General features: G+C 47.5%; 16 protein-coding genes. 10 read left to right on the forward strand and 6 right to left on the reverse strand.

The features are described from left to right. The first annotated feature begins 5 nt into the window (after positions 1–5). The 6 genes from CIK98_RS10580 (at position 6) to CIK98_RS10605 (ending at position 7,041) form a co-directional block, all read left to right on the forward strand. On the forward strand, positions 6–650 hold the full coding sequence (locus CIK98_RS10580) for a response regulator transcription factor (protein ID WP_094384205.1): 645 nt from the start codon (positions 6–8) through the stop codon (positions 648–650). Positions 651–668: 18 nt separating this feature from the next. Then, the gene (locus tag CIK98_RS10585) at positions 669–1,622 is read left to right on the forward strand and encodes a transporter (protein WP_094384206.1); all 954 of its coding nucleotides are present in this window, start codon (positions 669–671) and stop codon (positions 1,620–1,622) included. Positions 1,623–1,763: 141 nt separating this feature from the next. Beyond that, positions 1,764–2,051, forward strand: coding sequence for a hypothetical protein (locus CIK98_RS10590; RefSeq protein ID WP_094384207.1), 288 nt, complete (start codon positions 1,764–1,766; stop codon positions 2,049–2,051). Between the two features lie 153 nt (positions 2,052–2,204). Then, on the forward strand, positions 2,205–4,412 hold the full coding sequence (locus CIK98_RS10595) for an alpha-galactosidase (protein ID WP_094384208.1): 2,208 nt from the start codon (positions 2,205–2,207) through the stop codon (positions 4,410–4,412). 342 nt (positions 4,413–4,754) lie between these two features. Further along, positions 4,755–6,164, forward strand: coding sequence for a pyruvate kinase (pyk, locus tag CIK98_RS10600; protein WP_094384209.1), 1,410 nt, complete (start codon positions 4,755–4,757; stop codon positions 6,162–6,164). Positions 6,165–6,180: 16 nt separating this feature from the next. After that, positions 6,181–7,041 carry a DNA/RNA non-specific endonuclease gene (locus tag CIK98_RS10605; RefSeq protein ID WP_094384210.1) on the forward strand — a complete coding sequence of 287 codons (861 nt, stop codon included), beginning with the start codon at positions 6,181–6,183 and terminating at the stop codon, positions 7,039–7,041. Positions 7,042–7,047: 6 nt separating this feature from the next. Here CIK98_RS10605 and CIK98_RS10610 read toward each other — a convergent pair whose 3' ends face one another. The 4 genes from CIK98_RS10610 to fucP form a co-directional block, all read right to left on the reverse strand. After that, positions 7,048–8,085, reverse strand: coding sequence for a YeiH family protein (locus CIK98_RS10610; RefSeq protein WP_094384211.1), 1,038 nt, complete (start codon positions 8,083–8,085; stop codon positions 7,048–7,050). Between the two features lie 29 nt (positions 8,086–8,114). Then, a complete protein-coding gene (locus CIK98_RS10615) occupies positions 8,115–8,852 on the reverse strand; it encodes a nitroreductase family protein (RefSeq protein ID WP_094384212.1) in 738 nt (245 codons plus the stop codon). A gap of 151 nt (positions 8,853–9,003) precedes the next feature. Further along, positions 9,004–9,618 carry a DUF4840 domain-containing protein gene (locus CIK98_RS10620; RefSeq protein ID WP_172409905.1) on the reverse strand — a complete coding sequence of 205 codons (615 nt, stop codon included), beginning with the start codon at positions 9,616–9,618 and terminating at the stop codon, positions 9,004–9,006. Between the two features lie 87 nt (positions 9,619–9,705). Further along, a complete protein-coding gene (gene fucP, locus CIK98_RS10625) occupies positions 9,706–11,079 on the reverse strand; it encodes an L-fucose:H+ symporter permease (RefSeq protein ID WP_094384214.1) in 1,374 nt (457 codons plus the stop codon). A 175-nt stretch (positions 11,080–11,254) separates the two neighbouring features. Between fucP and CIK98_RS10630 the strand changes: the two genes are divergently transcribed. From CIK98_RS10630 to CIK98_RS10645, 4 genes are all read left to right on the forward strand, one after another. Beyond that, positions 11,255–14,026, forward strand: a complete 2,772-nt coding sequence (locus CIK98_RS10630) for a bifunctional fucokinase/fucose-1-phosphate guanylyltransferase (RefSeq protein WP_094384215.1) — start codon at positions 11,255–11,257, stop codon at positions 14,024–14,026. 14 nt (positions 14,027–14,040) lie between these two features. Further along, positions 14,041–14,898 (forward strand): GSCFA domain-containing protein, encoded by an 858-nt coding sequence (locus CIK98_RS10635; protein WP_094384216.1) that lies wholly within the window; start codon positions 14,041–14,043, stop codon positions 14,896–14,898. A gap of 122 nt (positions 14,899–15,020) precedes the next feature. Next, on the forward strand, positions 15,021–17,492 hold the full coding sequence (locus CIK98_RS10640) for a bifunctional UDP-N-acetylmuramoyl-tripeptide:D-alanyl-D-alanine ligase/alanine racemase (RefSeq protein ID WP_094384217.1): 2,472 nt from the start codon (positions 15,021–15,023) through the stop codon (positions 17,490–17,492). A 137-nt stretch (positions 17,493–17,629) separates the two neighbouring features. Continuing rightward, the gene (locus CIK98_RS10645) at positions 17,630–19,102 is read left to right on the forward strand and encodes an MFS transporter (protein ID WP_094384218.1); all 1,473 of its coding nucleotides are present in this window, start codon (positions 17,630–17,632) and stop codon (positions 19,100–19,102) included. Between the two features lie 98 nt (positions 19,103–19,200). On the opposite strand, the gene CIK98_RS10650 is transcribed toward CIK98_RS10645, so the two are convergent. Both CIK98_RS10650 and CIK98_RS10655 read right to left on the reverse strand, forming a co-directional pair. Continuing rightward, the gene (locus CIK98_RS10650; RefSeq protein WP_094384219.1) at positions 19,201–21,543 is read right to left on the reverse strand and encodes a beta-glucosidase; all 2,343 of its coding nucleotides are present in this window, start codon (positions 21,541–21,543) and stop codon (positions 19,201–19,203) included. Positions 21,544–21,798: 255 nt separating this feature from the next. Further along, positions 21,799–24,102 (reverse strand): hypothetical protein, encoded by a 2,304-nt coding sequence (locus tag CIK98_RS10655; protein ID WP_094384220.1) that lies wholly within the window; start codon positions 24,100–24,102, stop codon positions 21,799–21,801. Positions 24,103–24,109 lie beyond the last annotated feature (7 nt).

Consider the following 24,109-nt stretch of genomic DNA (forward strand, 5'->3'; position numbering starts at 1 on the left):
GACATATGTGGATTACCTTAGCTGACCGTCAAGACATAACCAGGGCAGGAATGCAGTATGTGTTTAGTTCTATTGCAGGCGCCGACTGCCATTTGGCAGAAGACAAATATGAGATGATTGAACAACTCCGACAGCATCCCGATGCTATTGTTGTGCTCGACTATACACTCTTCGATATCAACGATGTGGAGGAACTTCAAATACTGCACGACCGTTTCCCAGAGGTGAGATGGTTGTTGTTTAGTGTTGACCTTTCCTTGGACTTTGTAAAGAGGGTGATGGCTATGGGCCACGGCTTCAGTGTGCTGCTTAAGGAGTCGCCGATGCATGAGATACGTGAAGCTATAGACTACGCCATCCATAACAGACGATACATATGCCAGCGTACAACCGAACAGTTGTTTGCCCCGGAGCAGCAATCCACAGATGAAGACGAGGTGAAACTGACGCGTACAGAAATAGAAATACTTAAAGATATTGCGCTGGGGATGACCACTAAGGAGATAGCAGAAAAGCGTTACTCCAGTTTCCACACGATAAACACCCACCGCAAGAACATATTCCGCAAGATAGGTGTCAACAATGTTCATGAGGCAACAAAATATGCCTTAAGGGCTGGACTCGTTGATTCGGCGGAATATTATATCTAACTATCAAAATATCAGTCAATGAAAAGTTTTTTTAAACGTTTTTCGCTTCCAGTGTCACTGCTGGTTGGCGTTGTGTCCTACCTGATGTTTTCACAGATAGAGATATTGGAACCCATAGGCGATGTGGCAGGACCACTGTTTCTCGATATAATGCCTGTGGTGCTCTTTACGATACTTTATGTCACCTTCTGTAAGATACAGATAAAGGAAATGAAGCCTCGTACATGGCATTTTATTCTCCAAGGCATACGCATTGCCTTATCTGGATTTTTCGTATGGCTAATCACATTGACTTCCGATGCAGACGTGAAACTCCTGCTCGAAGGAATGTTTATCTGTATCATCTGCCCAACAGCGGCGGCTGCACCTGTGGTGACAGAGAAACTTGGAGGCAGCATCGGTTCGCTCACCATATATACAATCATTGCCAATGTGGTGACATCCGTCATCATTCCGCTCTTCTTCCCAATGGTGGAGAAAAGTGCTGACATTGAGTTCTTTGCTGCGGTGCTCATGGTGCTGAAAAACGTGACCGTTGTGCTCGTGGTGCCTTTGGTATTGGCACTTACAAGCAGAAAGGTGATTCCATCGTTCACTTCTTGGTTAGCAAAAAAGAAAGACCTGGGCTTCTATCTCTGGTGTGTCAATCTTGCCATAGTGTCGGGAGTGACAATGCGCAATATCCTTCTCTCTACGGTGTCAGGCCATACTTTGGTCTTGCTTATCATACTTCCTCTTTTTGTCACCATCGCTCTTTTTGCCATAGGCAAGGCCGTGGGACGCCCGTTTGGCGACAGTATAAGCGCTGGACAGGCTTTGGGACAGAAAAACACCGTCGTGGGCATTTGGCTGACCATCTCCTTCCTCAACCCGCTTGCCGCAGTGGCTCCAGGTGCCTATGTGCTATGGCAGAACATGGTGAACGCTTGGCAGTTGTGGTATAAGGACAAATATGGCAAGCTGAAGTGGTAGAACACTTAAAAAATCTTTTTGCACTACAATTTTTCTGAAATACTCTTTGTAGTTACAATTATATTTTCTATCTTTGCCTCGGGAAAAGCATTGCTTATAGTGATGTTTCATTAGGTAATTAACAAAATTATTAAGAAAGAGATGAAAAAAATCGTTGTAATGGTTGCCATAATGATGATGTCTGTTATGGCATTCGCACAGGACAACAATACCTGTTGCAAGAAAGATGGTGAAAAGAAAGAGTGCTGCCAGAAGAAGGCTGAATGCAAGAAGGCCGAATGCCAGAAGAAGGCTGAATGCAAGAAGGTTGAATGCAAGAAGGCTGACAAAAAATGCACTGAAGGCAAGAAATGTTCTGACTGCAAAAAGAAAGGTACAAAAGAGTGCTGCAAGAAGCAGGAAGGATGCCAGAAAAAATCTGATAAGTAAGAAATATGTAAAGAACCGCATGGCTTTTATTGCTCATGCGGTTTTTTTTGCAATAATAATGGAACAAAATGAAAAAATAGTATCGGCTTGTTTCATTTTTTTGTGTTACCTTTGCACCCAAGAAATAGTATAACCTAAAAAAATGGATATTTTATGAACAAAAAAAGACTAACGACTCTTGTTGTCAGCTGCATCGCTGCATTGGGACTGCAAGCGGAAAACGTAAACATTTCAACAAAGACTACTTCCCTCGTGGTGGATGCAACAAAGGGAAATGACCTGAAGTTTATGTATTATGGTGCCAAACTGTCGGACAAAGACATCGTCACACACTGCGAGACTGGGGGATGGAAAGGACAGTGGAACTACTATAGCACTTATCCGGCCTACGGAGTGAACTGCGACCAGGAATATGCCCTTTCAGTGGTGCATGCCAATGGCGACATGGCTCTTGAACTGAGACTGGAGGAGGTGGAAAAACAGGGCGACGTAACCATATTCAAGATGAAGGACAAGGTGCAGCCGTTCTATGTAAACGTATGCTATCGCACTCGACCTGAGTCGGAAGTGATAGAGACATGGACCGAGATTTTCCATCAGGAGAAGAAACCTGTGCGTCTGACACGATTCTACTCAGGCAGTCTACCAATAAGACGCGGAGATGTTTGGGTGTCACACCTTTATGGCTCTTGGGCAAATGAGGGACAACTGTGTGAGGAGCCTCTCAACGCAGGAATGATTGTCATTGAGAACAAGGATGGTGTGCGCAACTCTCACACATCGCACGGCGAGGTGATGATATCGCTCGACGGAAAGGCAAGGGAGAACAGCGGCGACGTGATAGGTGCTGCCATCTGCTATACAGGAAATTATAAGCTGAGCATCAACACACACGACGATGAATATCACCAACTCTTTGCAGGAATAAACGAAGAGGCATCGGAATATTATCTCGCAAAGGGAGAAGTGTTCAAGACTCCCGTGCTCGCGCTCACCTTCAGCCGTGAGGGCCTTAGCGGAGCTTCACGCAACTTCCACAAGTGGGGACGAAAATATATGCTTGCACATGGCGACAAGGTGCGCGACATCTTGCTCAACAGTTGGGAAGGTGTCTATTTCGACATCAACGAACAGGGAATGGACCAGATGATGAGCGACATCGCATCTATGGGAGGAGAACTCTTTGTGATGGACGACGGATGGTTCGGAGACAAGTATCCACGCAAGACCGACAACTCGTCGCTTGGCGATTGGGTGGTGGACCGCAAGAAGTTGCCCAATGGAGTGCCTGGACTTGTGAAGGCTGCAACAAAGCATGGCATCAAGTTTGGTATATGGATTGAACCGGAGATGACAAACAGCGTAAGCGAACTCTATGAGCAGCATCCTGACTGGGTGGTGAAGACTCCTGGACGTGACCTCGAGATGGGACGAGGCGGCACACAGCTCGTTCTCGACCTCAGTAATCCAAAGGTGCAGGACTTCGCCTTCTCCATCGTCGACAACTTGATGAAGGAGAATCCCGACCTGTATTATATCAAGTGGGATGCCAACATGAACATCCGCAACCATGGTTCGCAGTATCTCTCGATGGACCGCCAGAGCCATCTGCTCATCGACTACCATAAGGGCTTCATAAAATTGTGTGAGAGAATACGTGCAAAATACCCCGACCTCATCATCCAGGACTGCGCTTCAGGAGGCGGACGTGCCAACTGGGGCTATATGCCATACTTCGACGAGTTCTGGGTGAGCGACAATACCGACGCACTGCAGAGAGTATATATGCAGTGGGGCACAAGCTATTTCTTCCCAGCCATCACCATGGCATCGCATATCAGTGCCGCTCCCAACCATCAGACCTTCCGCACCATACCGCTGAAGTATCGCATCGACGTGGCAATGAGCGGACGCCTTGGCATGGAAATACAGCCGAAGAACATGACTGACGAAGAGAAAACCTTGTGTAGAAAGGCCATTGCTGACTATAAGACCATTCGACCCATAGTACAACTGGGAAACATCTATCGTCTGCAGTCTCCATACGATAAGAAGGGAGTGGCGTCTCTGATGTATGTTGACGATACCAAAGACAAGGCCGCCTTCTACTGGTGGAAGACTGAGACCTTCGTCAACCAGCATCTGCCACGTGTGAAGATGGCAGGCTTGGATGCCTCGAAATACTATCGCATCCACGAGTTCAACCGCATCGACAACAATCCATTGGCTTTTGAGGGCAAAACCTTCTCTGGGGAATACCTGATGGCCAACGGCCTTGATATTCCATACACCCATGACGTGGATTACAACAAGAAAAACGCATGGTCGAGCCGAGTGCTTTACCTGGAAGCTGTGAAGTGAGAAGTTAAGGAGTAAGGAAAATTAAAAATTAAAAATTAAAAATTAAAAATTAAAAATTTAAGTTTCGCATGTGCTCAACTCTAAGAAGTTAAGGAAGTTAAAGAAGTTAAAGACGTATGTCAAAGCCCAGAAAACTCCCGAAAGGAAGTTTCTCAGCTTAGACATTTGGCTTAACTCCTTAACTCCTTAACTTCTTTTTTCTTTACTCCTTAACTCCTTTTTGTCAATAAAATCATTGCCTGAAGAAAAATTCTTCATTCTTCATTCTTCATTCTTCATTTTTTTTTATACCTTTGCACACGTATTTAGGTTTTTATTTTAACACAAACAAGATTTTGAGCAATGAAACAGACTAAGATTGTGGCTTCCATCAGCGACCGTAGATGTAGTGAAGAGTTTATTAAAGACCTTTTTGAGGCAGGTATGAACGTGGTGAGAATTAACACTGCCCATGCCACGCCTGAAGGAATAAGGGAGATAATAAGAAACGTGAGAAGCGTGTCGCATCATATTGGCATACTTATCGACACAAAGGGGCCGGAGATAAGAACTACTACTTGTCAAAGTCCTTTGAAATATAAAATCGGAGATGTGGTAAAGATATTCGGACGGCCGGAAATGGATACTGAACACGATATCATTAACCTCACATACCGCGATTTCGCACAAGATATTCACGTGGGTGACGACATCCTGTTTGACGATGGCGCACTGGCTATGAAAGTGTTGGAAATAAACGGACCTGCAGTCATTGCTCAGGTACAGAACGAAGGTGAACTGGGGGCACGCAAGAGTGTAAACGTTCCTGGTGTGCATATCGACCTTCCTGCACTCACTCAAAAAGATATAGAGAACATCAATCTCGCAATAGACGAAGACATAGATTTCATTGCTCATTCTTTCGTCAGAAATGCTGCTGACGTGAAAGCCGTACAAGACATTCTTGACGAGCGAAACAGCGATATAAAGATTATATCAAAGATAGAAAACCAGGAAGGTGTAGACAATATCGACGAAATCATCGATGCTTCATACGGTATCATGATCGCTCGTGGAGACCTTGGTATAGAGGTGCCAATAGAACGCATTCCTGGAATACAACGAAGCATCATAAGAAAGTGCGTAAGAGCAAAGAAACCTGTTATCGTGGCTACACAGATGCTGCATACTATGATACATAACCCGCGCCCGACAAGGGCTGAGGTGACAGACATCGCCAACGCTATATACTACCGCACTGACGCACTGATGCTAAGCGGCGAAACTGCAACTGGCGACTATCCTGTAGAAGCGGTACGAACAATGGCGCAGATTGCAGAGCAGGCGGAAAAAGACAAGGTTAGGGAAAACGATATCGTAATACCAATGTCGGAAAACTGTTCTGTAAGGGAATTCCTTTCAAGAAGTGCTATTGAGGCTACACAGACCATGAACGTCAAGGGTATCATTACAGACAGTGGAACAGGGCAGACAGCTCTGCACCTTGCTGCTTTCCGTGGCCCTAACCCCGTGCTCGCCATTTGTTATAAAGAGAAACTGCAGCGCTGGCTCAATCTCTCGTATGGAGTCATACCTGTATATCAGAAAGAACAAATATCACCGAAGGAACTATTCCTTGCTGCTGTGCGTATGCTGCGTCAGAAAGGCTATATCGAACTCGACGACAGACTTGCATACCTTAGCGGCCCATTAGGAACTTCTGAAGGTACCACATTCCTTGAAATCAACACCGTAAGACAGGTGTGTGAGTAGTAATAAATATCAACCAATGAAAAGAAACTGTTTTTTTATTCTCGGTGCCGCATTGTTTATTGCCACCGCTTCGTGCAACAATCCCTCAAAGATTGAACAATCGAGGGAGGCCTTAAGGCAATATGCCGCAAAAGAAAACAAGGCTGACACTCGTCAAACTAAGAAACTCAAGGATGAGCCTGCAAAAACGCAGGACATCAGCAACGAGTCTCTTGCATCGAAAGTGAACAATGGCATAATGCTGAACAGGACAGCATACACCGTGTGCTATAACGCAAAGGCAATGCTGCCTCACTGGGTGGCGTGGACTCTTACCAGCGACCATGTGAACGGAAAGTATAGCCGTGGCGGAATAAAGTTTCAGGAAGACGAAGACGTGCCTGCGCCAAGGGCTACCGATGCAGACTATAGAGGCTCTGGCTACGATCGTGGACATATCTGTCCATCGGGCGACAACAAGTGGAACGAGGATGCACAACGCGAGTCGTTTTTACTAACAAATGTCTGTCCGCAAGGGCATAACCTGAACGCCGGAGACTGGAACGAGATGGAACAGCAGTGTCGTCGTTGGGCTGAACGATATGGAAAGATTTATATCGTAAGCGGACCGATATTGTATAAGAAGAAGCACAAAACCATCGGTCGCAATAAGGTTGTGGTGCCAGAGGCGTTTTTCAAGGTGGTGTTGAGGCTTGGCGACGACCCCAAGGCAATAGGATTTATATATAAGAACGAAGACGGCAATCGCCCGAAAGGAGACTATGTGAACAGCATAGACCAAGTGGAACGCATCACTGGTATAGATTTTTTCCCCACACTGCCCGACCAGCTTGAACAGAGTATAGAGGCCACGGCAGAGTGGGGAGACTGGGAATAAAAAACGTTATGCCATCATCATTGGCACAAACCATTTTGCAAGCGCATAGCCGCCGGCAATGAGCCATATCTGAAGGACAAGGGCCAGGACAAAAGGCTTGGCTCCTGCCTTCTTAAACTTTTCTATGCTCGTCTCGGCACCAAGGGCTGTCATGGCCATGGTAAGGAGGAAGGTGTCGAATGTATTGATGAAATCAACAACAGAAACAGGAAGCAAGTCAAGCGAGTTGAAGGCTATGACTACAAGGAAGAGAATGGCAAACCATGGAATGTTTATCTTTCCTTTTTCGCCTTCCTGATTACTTTTCGCCAAGGCTCGTGCCACGCTCCATGTAATCAGTAGAAGCACTGGCACAAGCATCATCACTCGAATCATCTTGACAATGATGGCTGTTGAAGAGACACTGTCGCCCATGGCGTTGCCTGCTCCTACCACGTGGGCCACCTCATGGATGGTGCTGCCCGCAAAGATTCCCATCTGGTCAGGACTCAGGGCGAACACACCGTTGCGGTAGAGAACTGGATAAAGAAACATCGACAGTGTTCCGAATATAACAACAGTAGACACCGCCACTGCTGTCTTATATGCCTTGGCTCTAATGGCCGACTCGGCACCAAGCACCGCCGCTGCTCCACAGATGGCGCTGCCCACGGAGGTGAGCAATGAAATCTCGCGGTCCATCTTCAGCAGGCGGCCGACAAACAGTCCGATGCTTATTGTAGCTGCCACTATTATTGCGTCGACAACTATGGCTGGCACTCCTACAGCGGTCACGTCCTGAAACGTGAGTCGGAAGCCATACAATATAATACCAATGCGCAGTATACGTTTCGAACAAAATTGTATGCCGGGAACCCATGTCTCAGGCAGGTTGTTACGCAGTGAGTTGGCATAGAGCATACCGAGCACGATGCCGACAATCATTGGCGACAGTGACAATGAAGTCACGAAATCCATCTGCCCGATGTAGAAGGCAGAGCACGAGAACAATGCAATGAGCAGCACTCCGTGCAGCATGCTACTTCTTTTTTCCGAGATATTCATATTTTTATTCCTTTATTTAACCTTCCCCCTCATAGGAATTTTTGTTTTTTAAGTGCTCTCATCATACCTTCCGACATCGCCTCATTATCCTTCCTTGTATAACGACAGTCGGTAAATACCTGTGCAAGAGTTTCCTTATGGTTAATCTCGCAGAACCGGATGTTGTCTTCAAGGGCTTCCTTTGCGGAATAGTGGCGGTCGATGTCGCTGGAGGAATAGTCGCAATATTGCTCTTCGTGTACGAAAGCCTCAACAGAAAGACGATCGGTAAGTGGGGGATTCTCGTCGGGCCATCCTAAGGTGAGCGTTGCCACTGGCATCACCAACTCTGGTAGTTTCAGTGCCTCGATTATTGCCTCGGGCATATAAACCGTTGTGCCTAAGTAGCATAGTCCCAAGCCTTCTTCCTCTGCAAGGTTGCAGAAGGTCTGAGTGTAGAGTAGGGCGTCAGATGCTGCATTTATAAACGAGAGGAAGTTGTCATATCCAGGCTGTGCCTTCCTTTCTTCACACCAGCGTGTGGTTCGTCTGAAGTCGGCGCAGATGGTCAATACCACAGGTGCCTCTTTCACCATGGGTTGGTTGAAATGTGCAGGAGCAAGGGCTTCTTTGCCCTCTTTGCTTCTTGTCACAACTACACTGTAGAGCTGGAGATTGCCCATAGTCTGAGTTCTCGATGCTTCTGAGAGCAGACGGTTGAGCAGTTCTTGGCTTACATCGTCAACTTTGTATTTCCTTATAGTCCTTCTTGTTTTAATTGTCTTCATAATGAGTCTTTTTTTTATTCAGACTGCAAAATTACACATTATTAATAAAAATGCCAAGTGTAGGCCATGTTTTTTTAATAAAAACCGCCATTTACCCATGAAAAGGTAAATGGCGGTGCTCATGACTATTGATTTTTGTTATTAGAGGTTGTTATTTCTCTGTATAGAAGAAGAATTGGGCGGGTTTGTCGATAGTGATACCATACGATGTCTCATTGCCATCAAGCTTTAGCAGTGCTGCCCAAATCTGCATCTGCATAGGGTGCTTTGATGAAGAAGAGTACTGTCCGAAAGAGTAGGTGTTCCAGTAGAACCGTATCTCCACCTTATGGTTTTTGCCGCCGTAGTTCAGCTCGTATGTGAGATTGTTTGGTCCAACGAGAAACTGAATAGGATTTGCATTCACATAAGAGATGGCACATTTCAGAGTACGGTCTGGCTGGCTTGCCAATGCCTCCTTAAGATCGTCGGCGCCTGTAATCTTCTCTGCCAATGCCTTTGCGGGGAAGTCGTAGATGGTCATGGTGCTGTCGTTTATGATGCTCCATGCGATGCTGATAGTGTCAAACTTGTCTGCCACGTTGGCCTTGTTTAACGCAGCGTAAATCATCTTTCCGTTGTGGTTTCCACGAGTGGCATTGAAACATTGCTGAATCTCAGCTGCTGTAAGGTCTTTGTAAGAACTCTCTGAATCAGAGTTACACGATGTTAACGAAATAGCTGACATTATGCAGCCGACGATTGCGATAAATGTTATTTTCTTCATTTTTTTTATTGAGTTATTTATAATTCTGAACGATAAACAATAAAAGTGCAAAAAGCTTGCATGGCAAATACAAGAAACTTGCATTATTTAACTTTTATTCACACCATCCTCGTAATAATCCAGTTTAATATTGTGTCTCACATAAGCCCTGTGGCCATACACTGCCACCACGAGGAAACATCCGAAGGCGAGAATGAAAGACAGGTTTGTCGACGGCAATCCACAGATATTTATATTTGAGTCTATAATCATTGCCTGGAGCGGCGGGAACACCGAACCTCCAAGGATAGACATAATCAGTCCGGCACCGCCCATTTTCACATTGTCGCCAAGGCCGCGAAGGGCTATGCCGTAGATGGTCGGGAACATAAGCGACATGCAGCCGCTGACTATCACTAAGCAATATATGCCGTTGCGGTTGGTAAAGAATATCACACCAGCCACGGCTGCCATACCTATAATGGCGAGTATTGACAGAAGGCGTCCGGGCTGAACGTATTTAAGGAACCATGTGCAAATAAAACGGCTGATGGTAAAGAATACCATGGCAGCAATGTTATATTTCTGCGACAGTATCTCGGCTGCCTTTTCCGGCATACCTTCGTTCATGAACACTCGTGTGCCGTACTGTATGATGAATGTCCAGCACATCACTTGTGCGCCGATGTAGAAAAACTGGGCTATCACACCCTCGCAATAGTTCTTTTCCTTTAGCAATTCCGCCAGCGACTGCTTAAAAGGCTTGCCGCTGTGGGTGTCGCCGCTGTTGGGCATCTTTGTCACCCTGATAAGCACAAGTAATATGACAATAACGGCTCCTATAAACACGTATGGCTGAATGAGCACATTAAGGTCGTGGTCTTTAAGAAGGTTGAACTGAGCGTCGGTCAAGGTGTTGCGGGTGGCTGTGTCCATTGGACTCATCTTTGCCTGAATGAACTCCATGGCTACATACAATCCGGCAAGACAACCTAAGGGATTGAAGGCTTGGGCGAGGTTAAGACGCTGAGTGGCTGTCTCTTCGCTTCCCATCTTATAGATAAATGGATTGCAACTCGTCTCGAGAAACGACAGACCGCAGGTCATCACGAAATATGCTATGAGGAATGGAAAATATACGCCTATGGCCTTGGCTGGAATGAACATCAACGCACCGAGCGCATAAAGCCCCAAACCAATGAGCACGCCCGACTTGAAAGAATATCGCTGTATGAAAAGTGCCGCGGGGAATGCCATAACAAAATAGCCTAAGTAGAACGCTACCTGTACCATAGCTCCCTCTGTGACGCTCATACGGAATATCTTTGAGAAGGCTTTCACCATCGGACCTGTCACGTCGTTGGCAAAACCCCATAGCGCAAAGCATGAGGTGATCATGATGAATGGCAAGAGAAAACTCACACCGTTCTTTACAAATAATCCGTTTGTCTTGTTTTCAAGTAATGTTTTGTTGTCGCTCATAATTATTATTAGGTATAGGTGTATGACAGAGACTGGTTTGGCGTCTCTTGTATGTACTTTTTGCTAAAGTGATGGCAAAAGTACAACTTTTTGGGGAAAAGAACAAGAATTTTCCGCTTTTTATTTATCTTTGCACTGATTTTTAATAGCTTTAAAGGCATTAATCACTTAAAACATGAAGAAACTACTATCATTGCCACCAAATCTGGTGGACAGTTTTCACGACGTGACCGGAGCCAGTCGCGACGAGTTTTTCTGTACAAGCGACCCAGTCGGACATAGGCTTGGAAGCGGTGGAGGTACGACATGGCTGCTCCAACAATGCTACTCTTCCGAGGCGCAAGGACGTTCTTTCACACAATGGCTGAAAAGCGAAAGGAGAATACTGCTTCATGCCGGAGGTCAGAGCAGACGACTGCCTGCATACGCTCCTTCGGGAAAAATTCTTACGCCTGTTCCTGTGTTCAGATGGGAGATAGGACAGATACTCTCACAAGACCTGCTTCAACTTCAGCTCCCGCTATATGAAAGAATAATGAACGAGGCTCCAGACAATATTCATACCATGGTGGTCAGCGGAGACGTTTATATAAGGGCTGACCGACAACTGCCGCCAGTGCCGGAGGCAGACATCGTTTGCTACGGACTTTGGCTCGACTCCGACATTGCCAAAAACCATGGTGTGTTCGTGTCTGAGAGAAAGACGCCAAACGTTCTGAAACACATGCTCCAAAAACCTTCGCCTGAGAAACTCAACGAGCTGCTAAGGGCGCATTACTATCTTACGGATATCGGTGTGTGGCTGCTCAGCGACAGGGCTGTTGAACTGTTGGCAAAGCACTCTAAAGACTGCAACGGCCAATGGACGGAATATGACCTGTATTCGCAGTTCGGATGTGCCGTAGGTACTGATCCTATCGTCGACGAGCCTGACCTTAGGGAACTTACGGTTGTGGTAATGCCTCTGCCAGGTGGAGAGTTTTATCATTTCGGAACATCACGTGAGATGATTTCTTCAACACTGGCCATTCAAAACATTGTGAACGACCAGCGGGAGATAAAACATTATGGACATAAACCTCATCCGTCCATTTTCATTCAAAATGCAAAGGTGGACATTCCGGTCAAGGCGGAGAACACTAACCTTTGGGTGGAAAACAGTTTTGTGGGAAAACACTGGAAGATAAGCCACGACAACGTAATAACTGGTGTACCGGAAAACGACTGGCACATCACACTCTCTGAAGGACAGTGTGTTGATGTCGTTCCAATAGACGACAACAATTATGTGTTGCGTCCATACCGCATCGACGACCGCTTTGCAGGACAGCAACAACAGACAAAAATATTTCCCGTCGTAAATGGCAGTCCTGAAAACCGTGAGGCTATGGGTGAACTGCTCAAGGACATGCTTGAAGGAAAGGCAACTGCCGACAGACTTTCGGAGTATATCCTGCTATCTGCCGAGGAAATATCAGACAAGGCAAACCTCAGACGACTGTTCAGACAACGAACGGAATTGCGCCGACTGAACTGGCCGACGCTGGCTGCCAACAGTAGACACAGCGTGTTCTACCAACTTGATCTCGACCACGCGGCACAGGAGTTCCACGACATGAATATCGGTATGCCTGCTGCATTGGATGATGACGCGTCACTCATGACAAGGATGCACGACGCAATGTTTCGTGGAAAACTCGAAACGCTCAATGCCTCGTCACTCTCCACCGATTCCTGCAAAAGCTCCCAATGGGAAACAAAAGCTTTCTCGCTGCTGAGAGAAGGATTGACAGGCATGGTGAGCACTGAGCGTCAGCAACCACGCATGGCTGTCTTTTCCGACCAGATAGTGTGGGCGCGAAGTCCTGTCCGAATAGACATTGCCGGTGGTTGGACCGACACACCGCCTTATTGTTTAGCCGAAGGCGGAAACGTAGTGAACCTCGCTATAGAACTAAACGGCCAACCTCCACTGCAGACCTATATCAGACCATGTAGCGAGCGGCATATAGTGCTACGCAGCATCGATCTCGGAGCCATGGAACGCATTGAAACCTACGAACAGTTGGCCGACTTCTGCCATGTGGGAAGTCCGTTCTCCATACCAAAGGCCGCACTTGCCCTGGCTGGCTTCCTGCCCGACTTCTGCTGCGAGCGTTTTGACTCGCTTCGACAGCAACTCGAGAGTTTCGGATGCGGAATAGAAATTACACTGCTTTCGGCCATACCAGCTGGCAGCGGACTCGGCACCAGCAGTATACTGGCTGCCACAGTGCTTGGAGCCATCAACGACTTCTGCTCGCTGGCATGGGACAAAAACGAGGTATGCCTGCGCACTCTCGTACTCGAGCAGATGCTAACCACTGGAGGTGGATGGCAAGACCAGTTTGGCGGTGTGCTCGGAGGTGTGAAACTGTTGCAGACTCAGCGTGGCTTTGCACAGACGCCTTCCGTGCGCTGGCTGCCCGACGATATCTTCATGCAGCCTGAATATGCTTCATGCCACCTTCTTTATTATACAGGCATAACACGCACTGCCAAGACCATTCTGGCAGAAATCGTGCGCCGCATGTTCCTCAACAACCACGCCCAACTGGAACTCCTCAGGCAGATGAAGGCTCATACGCTCGACATGTATGAAGCAATACAACGACAGAATTTCGAACTCACAGGTCGTCTTATAAGAAAGACATGGGTGCAAAATCAAATGCTTGACTCTGGCACCAATCCTGCCCAGGTACAACATCTTACAAGTCTTGTCGACGACCTCTGCCTGGGATATAAACTCCCTGGCGCAGGTGGTGGCGGATATCTGTACATGGTGGCAAAGGACCCGGAGGCAGCAGCCCGCATAAAACAAGTGCTGAACACCAATCGTCAGAATTCTAATGCACGCTTCGTTGACATGACGCTGAGCAAGAGAGGATTACAAGTGAGCAGAAGCTGAAAATTTTATAGTTTATGGAATTTAGAACAATAGTAAATATTGAGAAACCTGATTTTGAGATTATGCCGATGGAGAAGATGCTCTTCGTCGGCTCTTGTTTTGCTGATAATATAGGTCGACGTTTCGTCGACAACAAATTCAATGCCATAGTAAATCCATACGGCGTGATGTACAACCCTGCCAGCATACTACATACTGTGGAAAGACTTGTAAAGGATGATCGTGAACAGGGACAGTTCTCGCCGAGGGTGGTGTTCTTCACCCTCGGTACCAACCATATTTATCGACTTAAGGAAACAGGAGAGATTGTTGACAACTGCCAAAAACGTCCCGCCCGCCTCTTTCAGGAAGAAGAACTCTCGGTAGACCAGTGTGCCGACTACATCATGAAGGCAGCCTCACTCCTCCAAACGTCCAATCCCGATGTACGTATAGTACTTACCGTCAGTCCTATACGCTATGCGAAATACGGTTACCACATCAGCCAACTCTCAAAAGCCACCCTCTTGCTTGCCGCTCATAAATGTATTACCCTCACAAGCCATACCCCTTCGGCTCATAACATTTCTCACTCCTCTTTATATTACTTCCCCGCATACGAAATCGTCAACGATGAGCTGCGCGACTACCGTTTCTATCGTCAAGACATGATTCATCCGTCTGACCAAGCTGTGGGATATATATGGGAGCGACTGGTGGAGACCTGCTTCTCAGAATCAGCCCGCCGTTGGCTCAGCGAGTGGAAACCAGTGAACGATGCCCTCAATCATCGTCCTTTCAACCCCGATTCCGAAGAATACAAGGCTTTTATGAAGAAAACACATAACAGGATTGCAGAGTTGAAAACTCTCTATCCAGAACTCCATGTATAAGAAAACCCCAATCCTCAGATATTCATACAAAACACCCGCCTTTCAAAAAAAAGAGAATTTTTCTTTGTTGTTTCAATAGGATTGTGTAATTTTGCACGTCAGAAACCATCGTTGTAGTATTTATGAAATATTCAATCGAGAAAATCACAACGCTCATAGGAGCAAGACGCATTGGAAATACCGATGCTACTATCGGCTGGATACTCACAGACAGCCGATCTCTGTGTTTCCCTGAAGAAACACTGTTTTTCGCCATTCGCACACAACGTAATGACGGTCACAACTATATCCCCGAACTCTATAGACGAGGCGTAAGAAACTTTGTGGTTGAAACTCTGCCTGACACCAATGCGTATGCCGACGCCAACTTCCTAAAGGTGGTAGGCACATTGGAGGCTTTGCAACGCCTTGCCGAACGACACCGTGACGAGTTCGACATCCCTGTGGTGGGAATTACAGGTAGCAACGGAAAGACAATGGTGAAAGAGTGGCTCTACCAACTGCTTTCACCGCAGATGGTGGTCACGCGCTCGCCTAAGAGCTACAACTCACAAATAGGTGTGCCCCTGTCAGTTTGGCTTCTCGACCAACACACCGACGTGGCTTTGTTTGAAGCTGGAATAAGCCAGACGGGAGAAATGCAGGCCTTGAGAGACATCATACAGCCCACAATAGGCATAATAACTTCAATCGGACAGGCTCATCAGGAAAACTTCAGGTCCATAGATGAGAAATGTCAAGAGAAACTGCTTCTGTTCCACGATGCAAAAACGGTGGTATACAACTCCGACGACAACATCGTGAGCCGGTCAATGAGAAAGTCGGGCTACAACGGGCAAAAGATTGCATGGAGCAAAGAAGACCCTAAGGCCGCCCTATATATAAATAAGGTGACGACGAAAGAAGCAACCACTGTGGTTGAATATACCTTCAACTCTACGGTAAACGCAACATATCATCTGCCATTCATAGATGAGGCCTCGGTGGAATGTTCATTCGCATGCGCTGCCACAGCACTTCATCTCGGTATAACACCCGAACAACTCGACATCAGAATGTCGCAGCTCGAACCTGTGGCAATGCGTCTTGAAGTGAAAGAGGGACAGAAAGGATGTACAATCATCAACGACTCTTACAACAGCGACGTGAGCTCACTCGACATAGCACTCGACTTCATGAGTCGCCGACCAGACCACAACGGACGCAAGCGCACACTGATACTCAGTGACATACAACAAAGCGGACAGCTGCCAAACCAGCTCTATGGCATCGTAAGCAGCATGGCTGAGAAACGTGGGGTGGAGAAATTCATCGGTATAGGACCGCAGCTCACTGAACACTCTTCCGTCGTAAATATCGCAGAAAAATATTTCTTTGAAAACGTAAGCCAGTTTGTGGAGTCTGAAGCATTTAAATCGCTTTACGACGAGGTGATACTCATAAAAGGAGCCAGACAGTTTGGCTTCGACCACATAACCGAACTGCTTGAGCAAAAGGTTCACGAGACCATTCTCGAGGTGAACCTCAACGCCGTGGTGGCCAATCTCAACCACTACCGCTCGTTTATGAAACCTACCACAAAAATTATCTGTATGGTAAAGGCCGATGCCTATGGGGCCGGTGCCGTGGAGGTGGCGAAGACACTGCAAGACCACCGCGTGGACTATCTTGCCGTGGCTGTGGCAGACGAAGGTGTTACCCTGCGAAAAAACGGCATCACGAGCAACATCATAGTCATGAACCCCGAGATGACCGCCTTCAAGACTATGTTTGACTACGACCTTGAACCCGAGGTATACAGCTTCCGCCTGATGGATGCCCTTATCAAGGCCGCAGAGAAAGAAGGTATAACCAGCTTCCCTGCCCACATTAAACTCGATACCGGAATGCACAGGCTGGGCTTCGACCCTGAGCGCGACATCGACGGCGTGATTGACCGGTTGCGCCATCAGAACGCCATCATCGCCCGCTCTGTGTTCTCACATTTCGTTGGCAGCGACAGCGACGATTTCGATCGCTTCTCAGCGCGACAGTTTGAACTCTTTGACAAGGCAAGCACCAAACTTCAAGAGGCTTTTGACCACAAGATTCTGCGCCATATATGCAACAGTGCCGGAATAGAGCACTTCCCGGAACGCCAGCTTGACGCCTGCCGGCTCGGTCTCGGCCTGTATGGCATAGACAGCCGCGACAACCACATACTCAACACAGTGAGCACACTGAAGACTACAATCCTCCAGTTGCGCCATGTGCCGAAAGACGAGACCGTGGGCTATAGCCGCAAGGGTGTTCTAAAGCGCGACAGTCTCATAGCAGCCATACCTATAGGTTATGCCGACGGCCTGAACCGTCATCTCGGACGCGGCCGCGGATATTGTCTTGTCAATGGCCAAAAAGCACCCTATGTGGGAAATATCTGTATGGATGTGGCAATGATAGACGTTACCGGCATACCTTGTGCAGAGGGCGACACGGTAGAGATATTCGGCGAACATCTACCGGTTACAGTTCTCAGCGACACTCTCGACACAATACCATACGAAGTGCTCACAGGAATAAGCAATCGTGTTAAAAAAGTATATTTCCAAGACTAACACAAACGTTTACGGCAATTTTCTTAGTGAAAGTTGCCGTATTTCATATTTTTTATGTAAATTTGCAGCAAAAAGAATAACATTACAAATTCTGACGAGTAAGAATACAATTTAATAATTATAATAACCTATTTAAAATGAATTCTATCAAAACAAAGGAAATGACCAATTTCAGATGGGTCATGTGTGCGTTGCTCTTTGTGGCAACAACAGTCAACTACTTAGACCGTCAGGTGCTTTCTCTCACGTGGAAAGACTTCATTGCTCCAGAGTTCCATTGGACCGATGACAATTACGGTACTATTACGGCTGTCTTCTCAATTGTGTATGCTGCTTGTATGCTCTTTGCCGGCAAGTTTGTCGACTTTATGGGCACTAAGAAAGGTTATCTTTGGGCCATTGGTGTATGGTCGGCGGGTGCTGTTGCCCATGCTCTCTGCGGATGGCTCACAATGCATTTTGAGGGTTATGCCTCAGTGGCTGACATGGCAGCTGTTCAGACTGGTTCGGCGGCAGCTCTTCTTATCGCCACAACAAGTGTTTGGCTCTTCGTGGCAGCACGCTGTGTGCTCGCACTTGGTGAGGCAGGAAACTTCCCCGCTGCCATCAAGGTAACGGCAGAGTACTTCCCGAAGAAAGACCGTGCCTTCGCTACTTCAATCTTCAACGCCGGAGCTTCTGTAGGTGCATTGGCCGCTCCAGCTACCATTCCTCTCCTCGCACAGTATTTCAAGGACGCTGGCATCGGTGGCGGATGGGAAATGGCATTTGTCATCATCGGTGGACTGGGCTTCATCTGGATGGGCTTTTGGGTGTTCTTATACGACCAGCCGGAGAAGTCTAAACATGTCAATAGTGCCGAGCTCACCTATATCCATCAGGACGACGACGAGCCAGTGGCAAAGACTGACGCTGAGGAGAAAAAAGAGACACAGATACCATTCTGGAGCTGCTTCAAGTATCGTCAGACATGGTCGTTCATCACAGGTAAGTTCTTCACCGATGGTGTATGGTGGTTCTACCTTTTCTGGGCTCCAGCCTATTTCTCCGACCAGTATGGCTACAAGTCAAGTTCTTCAGAGGCCATCATGCTCATCTTCACGCTCTACGCCATTGTCACCGTATTGTCTATCTATGGTGGCTATCTGCCCAAGCTCTTTGTAGAAAAGAAAGGTATGAATCCTTATGGAGGCCGCATGCTCTCCATGCTTATCTTTGCCTTCTTCCCGCTTCTCGCCCTGTTTGCCCAGCCTCTTGGAGCTATCTCCGCATGGTGGCCAGCCATCATCATCGGACTTGCCGGAGCAGGTCATCAGGCATGGTCAGCCAACCTGTTCTCTACCATTGGCGACATGTTCCCGAAGTCAACCATAGCCACCGTCACTGGTATTGGAGGTATGGCAGGCGGTGTAGGTTCATTCCTTATCAACAAGGGTGCCGGTGCTCTCTTCACCTATTCTGAAGCTCAAGGCAGCGCCTTCTCGTTCCTTGGCTTTGACGGAAAGGAAGCAGGCTATATGATTATCTTCTGCATCTGTGCCGTAGCTTACCTCTGCGCTTGGATGATAATGAAGGGTCTCGTTCCGAAGTATCGTCCGATAACGAAGTAATTCCCCTTCTCAAAATAATATGGGCGGGACGCCACACAAAAGCGATGTGTGCGTCCCGCCCTTTTTTATCCCTTATCCAGGTTTCGCCGAGTATTCTCTTACCTCTTCAACAGGTTCAGCGGCTCTTGTGGAGCCAGCACGTCAGAAGTCTTCTCGGTGTATTGCTTTATTGAGGCGGTGGCGGTGCCGCGGATGTCGTTGATGTTTGCTGCCACATGGAAGGTATAAGTGCCGGCAGGGGCAAGCCATTGGCTGTTCTGTTCGTCATACGAAGCAAGATCGCGCACAGGGATAGTCATCTTCAGCGTCTCGCTCTCGCCCGGCTTCAGCGCCTTTGTCTTTGCAAACGACTTCAACTCTTTTGCAGGTTTTTCAATTCCAGCTTCAGGTGCCGAAACATATACCTGTACAGCTTCTTTTCCTTCCACCTTACCAGTGTTTTTCACCATAACACTTATTACCACATTCTCCCCGGCAACCTTTACCGTCGGTTTGCCGTAAGTAAAAGAGGTGTAGCTAAGGCCATATCCGAAGGGATAAGCCACAGCTTTGCCGAAGGTGTCGAAATAGCGGTAGCCCACGTATATGTCCTCGTCGTGGTTGGTGAAATCGAAACCCTTCATTGGCATTCCCCAGCCCTTCATCTCTCGATAGGAATAGAGCGAGAGTTCGTCCTGTGGGAAGTTTGCGGTAGAAGGATGGTCGGATGCAGTCACAGGCCATGTCATGGTGAGCTTGCCCGACGGACACACCTTTCCGGTCAGAATGTCAGCCACGGTGTTGCCACCCTCTTCTCCCGGCTGCCATGCCATGAGTATGGCGTCTACACGGTCGCGCCACGACACAGTCTCCACCACCGAACCAGAGTTAAGAATCACAATCACCGGCTTGCCTGCCAGACGGAAGGCGTCGCTCACGCGGAATATCATGTCGCGCTCAAGGTCGGTAAGGTTAAATTCAGTCTTTATGTCTCGGTCCATGCCTTCGCCTGCCTGTCGTCCGATGGTGATGATGGCAGCATCGGCCTCAGGACAAGTCTCGTAGATGCAACGCTGTGAAATCTCTATCTCCGGCAGTTTCACCTTGCCGAATTGCGGCATCTGGAACCATTTTGTAGGCTCTCTGTCGGCCTCGAATTTCACTCTGGCATACTCTACATATTTCTGATAGATGTCAGTAAGCGTCTTTGTCGTTGAGATGCCCGCATTCTTCAGTCCCTGCACCATGTCGATTACGTAAGGTACGTTCACGTTGCCCGAACCGCATCCGCAGTGTAGGAAGTCGTAGGAGTTCACTCCGAAGAGGGCCACTTTGTTTATATTATGCATCGGCAGCACGCCAGCGTTCTTCAGCAGCACCATACCCTCGGCAGCCGACTGTCGTGTCACCTGTGCGTGAGCTTTCAGGTCGGGCTTGTTAGAGAATGCCACACCGTTCATCTTCGGCGAACGAACACAAAGCTCGAGTATTCGGCGCACACAGATGTCCATGTCGCTCTCCTTCAGCTTGCCCGACTTCACGCTCTTTATGATGTCCTCTATCTGGTTGTCATATCCCGGTTCCATGAGGTCGTTGCCGGCATGCACCTGTGCAGCCGTGTTTCTCAGTCCTGTCCAGTCGGTCATCACCATTCCGCGAAATCCCCAGTCGTTGCGCAGTATGTCAGTGAGCAGTGAGTAGCTTTCCTGTGCAAATTCGCCGTTTATCTTGTTGTACGACGACATCACGGTCCACGGGTCGCTTTCTCTTATGGCAATCTCAAAACCTCTTAGGTAAAGTTCTCTCAGCGCACGCTTTGACAGTCGTTCGTCCACTCGTGTTCTGTCGGTTTCCTGAGAGTTCACGGCAAAGTGCTTTATGCTCGTTCCCACGCCCTGGCTCTGTACGCCGCAGATGTAAGCAGCCGCAATGCGTCCGGTGAGCAGAGGGTCTTCTGAGTAGTATTCGAAGTTACGTCCGCAGAGTGGGTTGCGGTGGAGGTTCACTCCAGGACCGAGTATCACGTCTACTCCATATTCGCGTGTCTCGTTGCCTATTGCCCTTCCCACCTCTTCTACGAGTCGTGTGTTCCAAGTTGAGGCAAGGGTTGAGCCTACGGGGAATCCAGTTGCGTAATAAGTGTTTGAGTCTCCCTCTCTCAGCGGGTCGATGCGCACTCCGGCAGGTCCGTCAGCCAATACGAGCATCGGTATACCGAGTCGAGGAATGGCGGCAGTCACACCGGCAGCTCCTGGCACGAGTTTCTTTGTCTGTCCCACCATGGCACCGCTACCGCCATCTTTTTGGTTTGTAGCACCCACGAGCAGAGTAGCCTTTTCTTCTAGTGTCATGGCTTTTAGTACTTGGTCGATGTTGTCGGCACTTAGTTTTGGTGCCGTTTGGGCCGATGCGGCCATTGTTGCTCCAGCGGCCAAGGTCAGTAATGTGGTTTTTAATTTCATAAGTTTACGTATTTATAAGATTTAGATAATATTTTCGTGCAAAATTAGCATTTTTTTTCTTTTCTGCAAAATAATATGGAAGAAAAGAACTGAAAAAATCACGTTTTCCATAAAGCCCTCCGCCATGTGTCATTTTCAACACTGGCGGAAGGCTCTTTTAGCTTTATGGTCTGTCCTCCAAGAACTTTTTTCTTACTAATAATAATTTCATACCTTATAATATTAAACTGTCATTCTGTCATTCTGTCATTACGTTCATTTTTGTTTTAATTTCACTTTTTTGATTATACAATTATAATTGTCAAAATCAATAAGTTTTCTGAGCCTCCATTGTTGTAATTGATTTCTAACTTGAGTTATTTCCACCGACTTTCCAAGCCTTTTTCTCACCATTATCAAATCTTCAATTTTGAACTCGTCCTTAAGAAGCATTAGCATATTTGCAGGTCCTCGCCTTGAAGTAGCGTTCACTTCCTCATTTTGGGCTTCGTCGAGCATTTTGCCAATGATGTTCATCTTAACCCAAAGGTCATATCGAAGCGACCACTCCATGTAGTCCTGTATCTCCTTCGTCCATTTCTCGCCGTTCATCACGTAAAGCATCATGCCTTTAAGCCATGCAATCACCGTTGAGCGGTAACTCAATGTCAGATACGAGTCAGAACCGTAGAGTGCAGCCAATTTTTCGTTCTCATCGCAGAGTTGCTCAGCAAACTCATTGCAATTCGGACATGGTATTTCTCCAGACAGCGATGATAGTTTCTGTGTTATCTTTCTTACCTCATCTATATATTCAGAGTCATACTCCTTAAACACTGGGCGTTTTGCGTCGGCAGGCTTGATGATGGTAGACAAAGAGAGTCGTGTTATTGTACCTGTGGTCATTTCGTGACAGAAAAACTTTTGTAGGTTCCTAGGTGTAGTTGAGGCGTTGAAGTTGAAGCGCAGCGGAGCGATGCCAGTCACTGAGTCAGCACCCACACGTTCTTGGCCGTGCTTCGAGTTGTCGAAGGCCTTGCGTATCAGTATGCTCACTTCGCTTGCAGTGCCACGTGATGTTATGTTTTTCAGTGTGTCCAGCTCGTCAACACTGGTATAGAGGAAGCGTTCGCCGTTTTTATCGGCATCATAAACTCGCTGGTTAAACACCGCATCGGTTAGGTTGTCGATGAGAACCTGTATGCAGATGTCTGACGGCCGAGGGTCTTTCTTCTGTTTTGCCGATGGGTTTTTCACCTTCCACTCCGCTTCTCGTGCACGGTTCGACTCGTCGCGCTTCAGCAGATCTTCGAGAATGATGTTTATTGGCAGTCTCACGCAGCCCTTACCTATTGACATCGGAGCGCAGAGCACCGACATAAACGTTGGCTCATGCACGTTGCCGTCCCAGTAGCGGAATTTCACTCCGTGAACATAAACGGCAAGCGGAGCAAAAACAGCTTCACAAATAGCCGCCCTATACATCTCCGGAGCCTTTGAGCACATGAAGTTCAGCGGATAAGGCAGCTTTCGCGGCATCTCTGGCGGCAGTTCATTTTCTGCCTCATAGTCCACCTTCGGAGCTTCGTTGTTTTGCCTTGCATACAGAGCCTCCAGCACCTTGGTCAGTTTGTAGCTCACTCCACGGCGAGGCTCGTCGAGTGCGCTTTGCAAAGTACGTTCGTATTCATCCTCCGGGAAGTTATCGTATCGAGGAATAACCTGTTTCAAAAACTCCATGTCGTAGTTGCAGATACTTCTCAGAGCCTTAGCCAGCTCAAAAGTCATCACGTTGCGATTGCCCTCGACAGGTGTCTGCCCGTTATTAAACTGGCGGAGGAATTCGTTTACTATCGACTTATATTGAAGCCCGTTATAAGTAAGTGACGTTTTAAGCGATTCGTCATCAGTAGTTGAGCACGTACGCTCTTCGATATCTTCAGAGTTTCCATCTGTTCTTGAATTAGAATGCTCTTTTGATATTTGTTCTTCATTGTTACAGCCATTGTTTTCTACTTCAGGTTTTATTTCTCTTTCCACTTCTTTCTTCCCTCTACCTTCATCAACAACCGCCTCCTCATTCACAAACAAGTCGTCTGATAGATAGAGCAAGTCCTCATCACTCGCTGTTGGCGTAAAAAACACTCTCGTGATGTCCTTTGCACCTTTGTCAAACTCCACGCCCAGCATCTTCTGCGCCCATTCCAGGTTTTCCTCCTGCGTGAGCCAACCGATGCGCTTGAACACGATGTGCAACCCCTTTGAGGCAGACCGTTCGAGCATCAGCAGATTAAGGTCCTCCTTCATCTGAAGTACTCGTCCAATCATTATCTTCATTGCACTTTCAAGTTCCTCCTTAGGCATATCCTTGGCAAAGTCGATGTCCATGCCGACAGAGTTCGATGGCGTCTTTGAGCCCTTCAGCTTGCCTCCCTCGGCAGGCATACAAGAGTAGCAAAACTGCAGCATCTTGCGTTTAGCCTCAGGATTCCCAAGCCTTGCCTGCTTGGTGTAGTCAACGTTAGCCGGTTTGTTTCTCAGTCCAACGTATTCTTCTCGTGATTGAACGGGGCGCATCATTTTCGCC

Origin of the sequence: Prevotella sp. P2-180 (genome assembly GCF_002251435.1) — a bacterium.
Classification (GTDB): domain Bacteria; phylum Bacteroidota; class Bacteroidia; order Bacteroidales; family Bacteroidaceae; genus Prevotella.

What these genes read in the sequence shown, in the direction of transcription:
- CIK98_RS10580 (WP_094384205.1), top strand. Translation starts at nt 6, where the DNA reads ATGTGGATTACCTTAGCTGACCGTCAAGACATAACCAGGGCAGGAATG.
- CIK98_RS10585 (WP_094384206.1), top strand. Translation starts at nt 669, where the DNA reads ATGAAAAGTTTTTTTAAACGTTTTTCGCTTCCAGTGTCACTGCTGGTT.
- CIK98_RS10590 (WP_094384207.1), top strand. Translation starts at nt 1,764, where the DNA reads ATGAAAAAAATCGTTGTAATGGTTGCCATAATGATGATGTCTGTTATG.
- CIK98_RS10595 (WP_094384208.1), top strand. Translation starts at nt 2,205, where the DNA reads ATGAACAAAAAAAGACTAACGACTCTTGTTGTCAGCTGCATCGCTGCA.
- pyk (WP_094384209.1), top strand. Translation starts at nt 4,755, where the DNA reads ATGAAACAGACTAAGATTGTGGCTTCCATCAGCGACCGTAGATGTAGT.
- CIK98_RS10605 (WP_094384210.1), top strand. Translation starts at nt 6,181, where the DNA reads ATGAAAAGAAACTGTTTTTTTATTCTCGGTGCCGCATTGTTTATTGCC.
- CIK98_RS10610 (WP_094384211.1), bottom strand. Translation starts at nt 8,085, where the DNA reads ATGAATATCTCGGAAAAAAGAAGTAGCATGCTGCACGGAGTGCTGCTC.
- CIK98_RS10615 (WP_094384212.1), bottom strand. Translation starts at nt 8,852, where the DNA reads ATGAAGACAATTAAAACAAGAAGGACTATAAGGAAATACAAAGTTGAC.
- CIK98_RS10620 (WP_172409905.1), bottom strand. Translation starts at nt 9,618, where the DNA reads ATGAAGAAAATAACATTTATCGCAATCGTCGGCTGCATAATGTCAGCT.
- fucP (WP_094384214.1), bottom strand. Translation starts at nt 11,079, where the DNA reads ATGAGCGACAACAAAACATTACTTGAAAACAAGACAAACGGATTATTT.
- CIK98_RS10630 (WP_094384215.1), top strand. Translation starts at nt 11,255, where the DNA reads ATGAAGAAACTACTATCATTGCCACCAAATCTGGTGGACAGTTTTCAC.
- CIK98_RS10635 (WP_094384216.1), top strand. Translation starts at nt 14,041, where the DNA reads ATGGAATTTAGAACAATAGTAAATATTGAGAAACCTGATTTTGAGATT.
- CIK98_RS10640 (WP_094384217.1), top strand. Translation starts at nt 15,021, where the DNA reads ATGAAATATTCAATCGAGAAAATCACAACGCTCATAGGAGCAAGACGC.
- CIK98_RS10645 (WP_094384218.1), top strand. Translation starts at nt 17,630, where the DNA reads ATGAATTCTATCAAAACAAAGGAAATGACCAATTTCAGATGGGTCATG.
- CIK98_RS10650 (WP_094384219.1), bottom strand. Translation starts at nt 21,543, where the DNA reads ATGAAATTAAAAACCACATTACTGACCTTGGCCGCTGGAGCAACAATG.
- CIK98_RS10655 (WP_094384220.1), bottom strand. Translation starts at nt 24,102, where the DNA reads ATGATGCGCCCCGTTCAATCACGAGAAGAATACGTTGGACTGAGAAAC.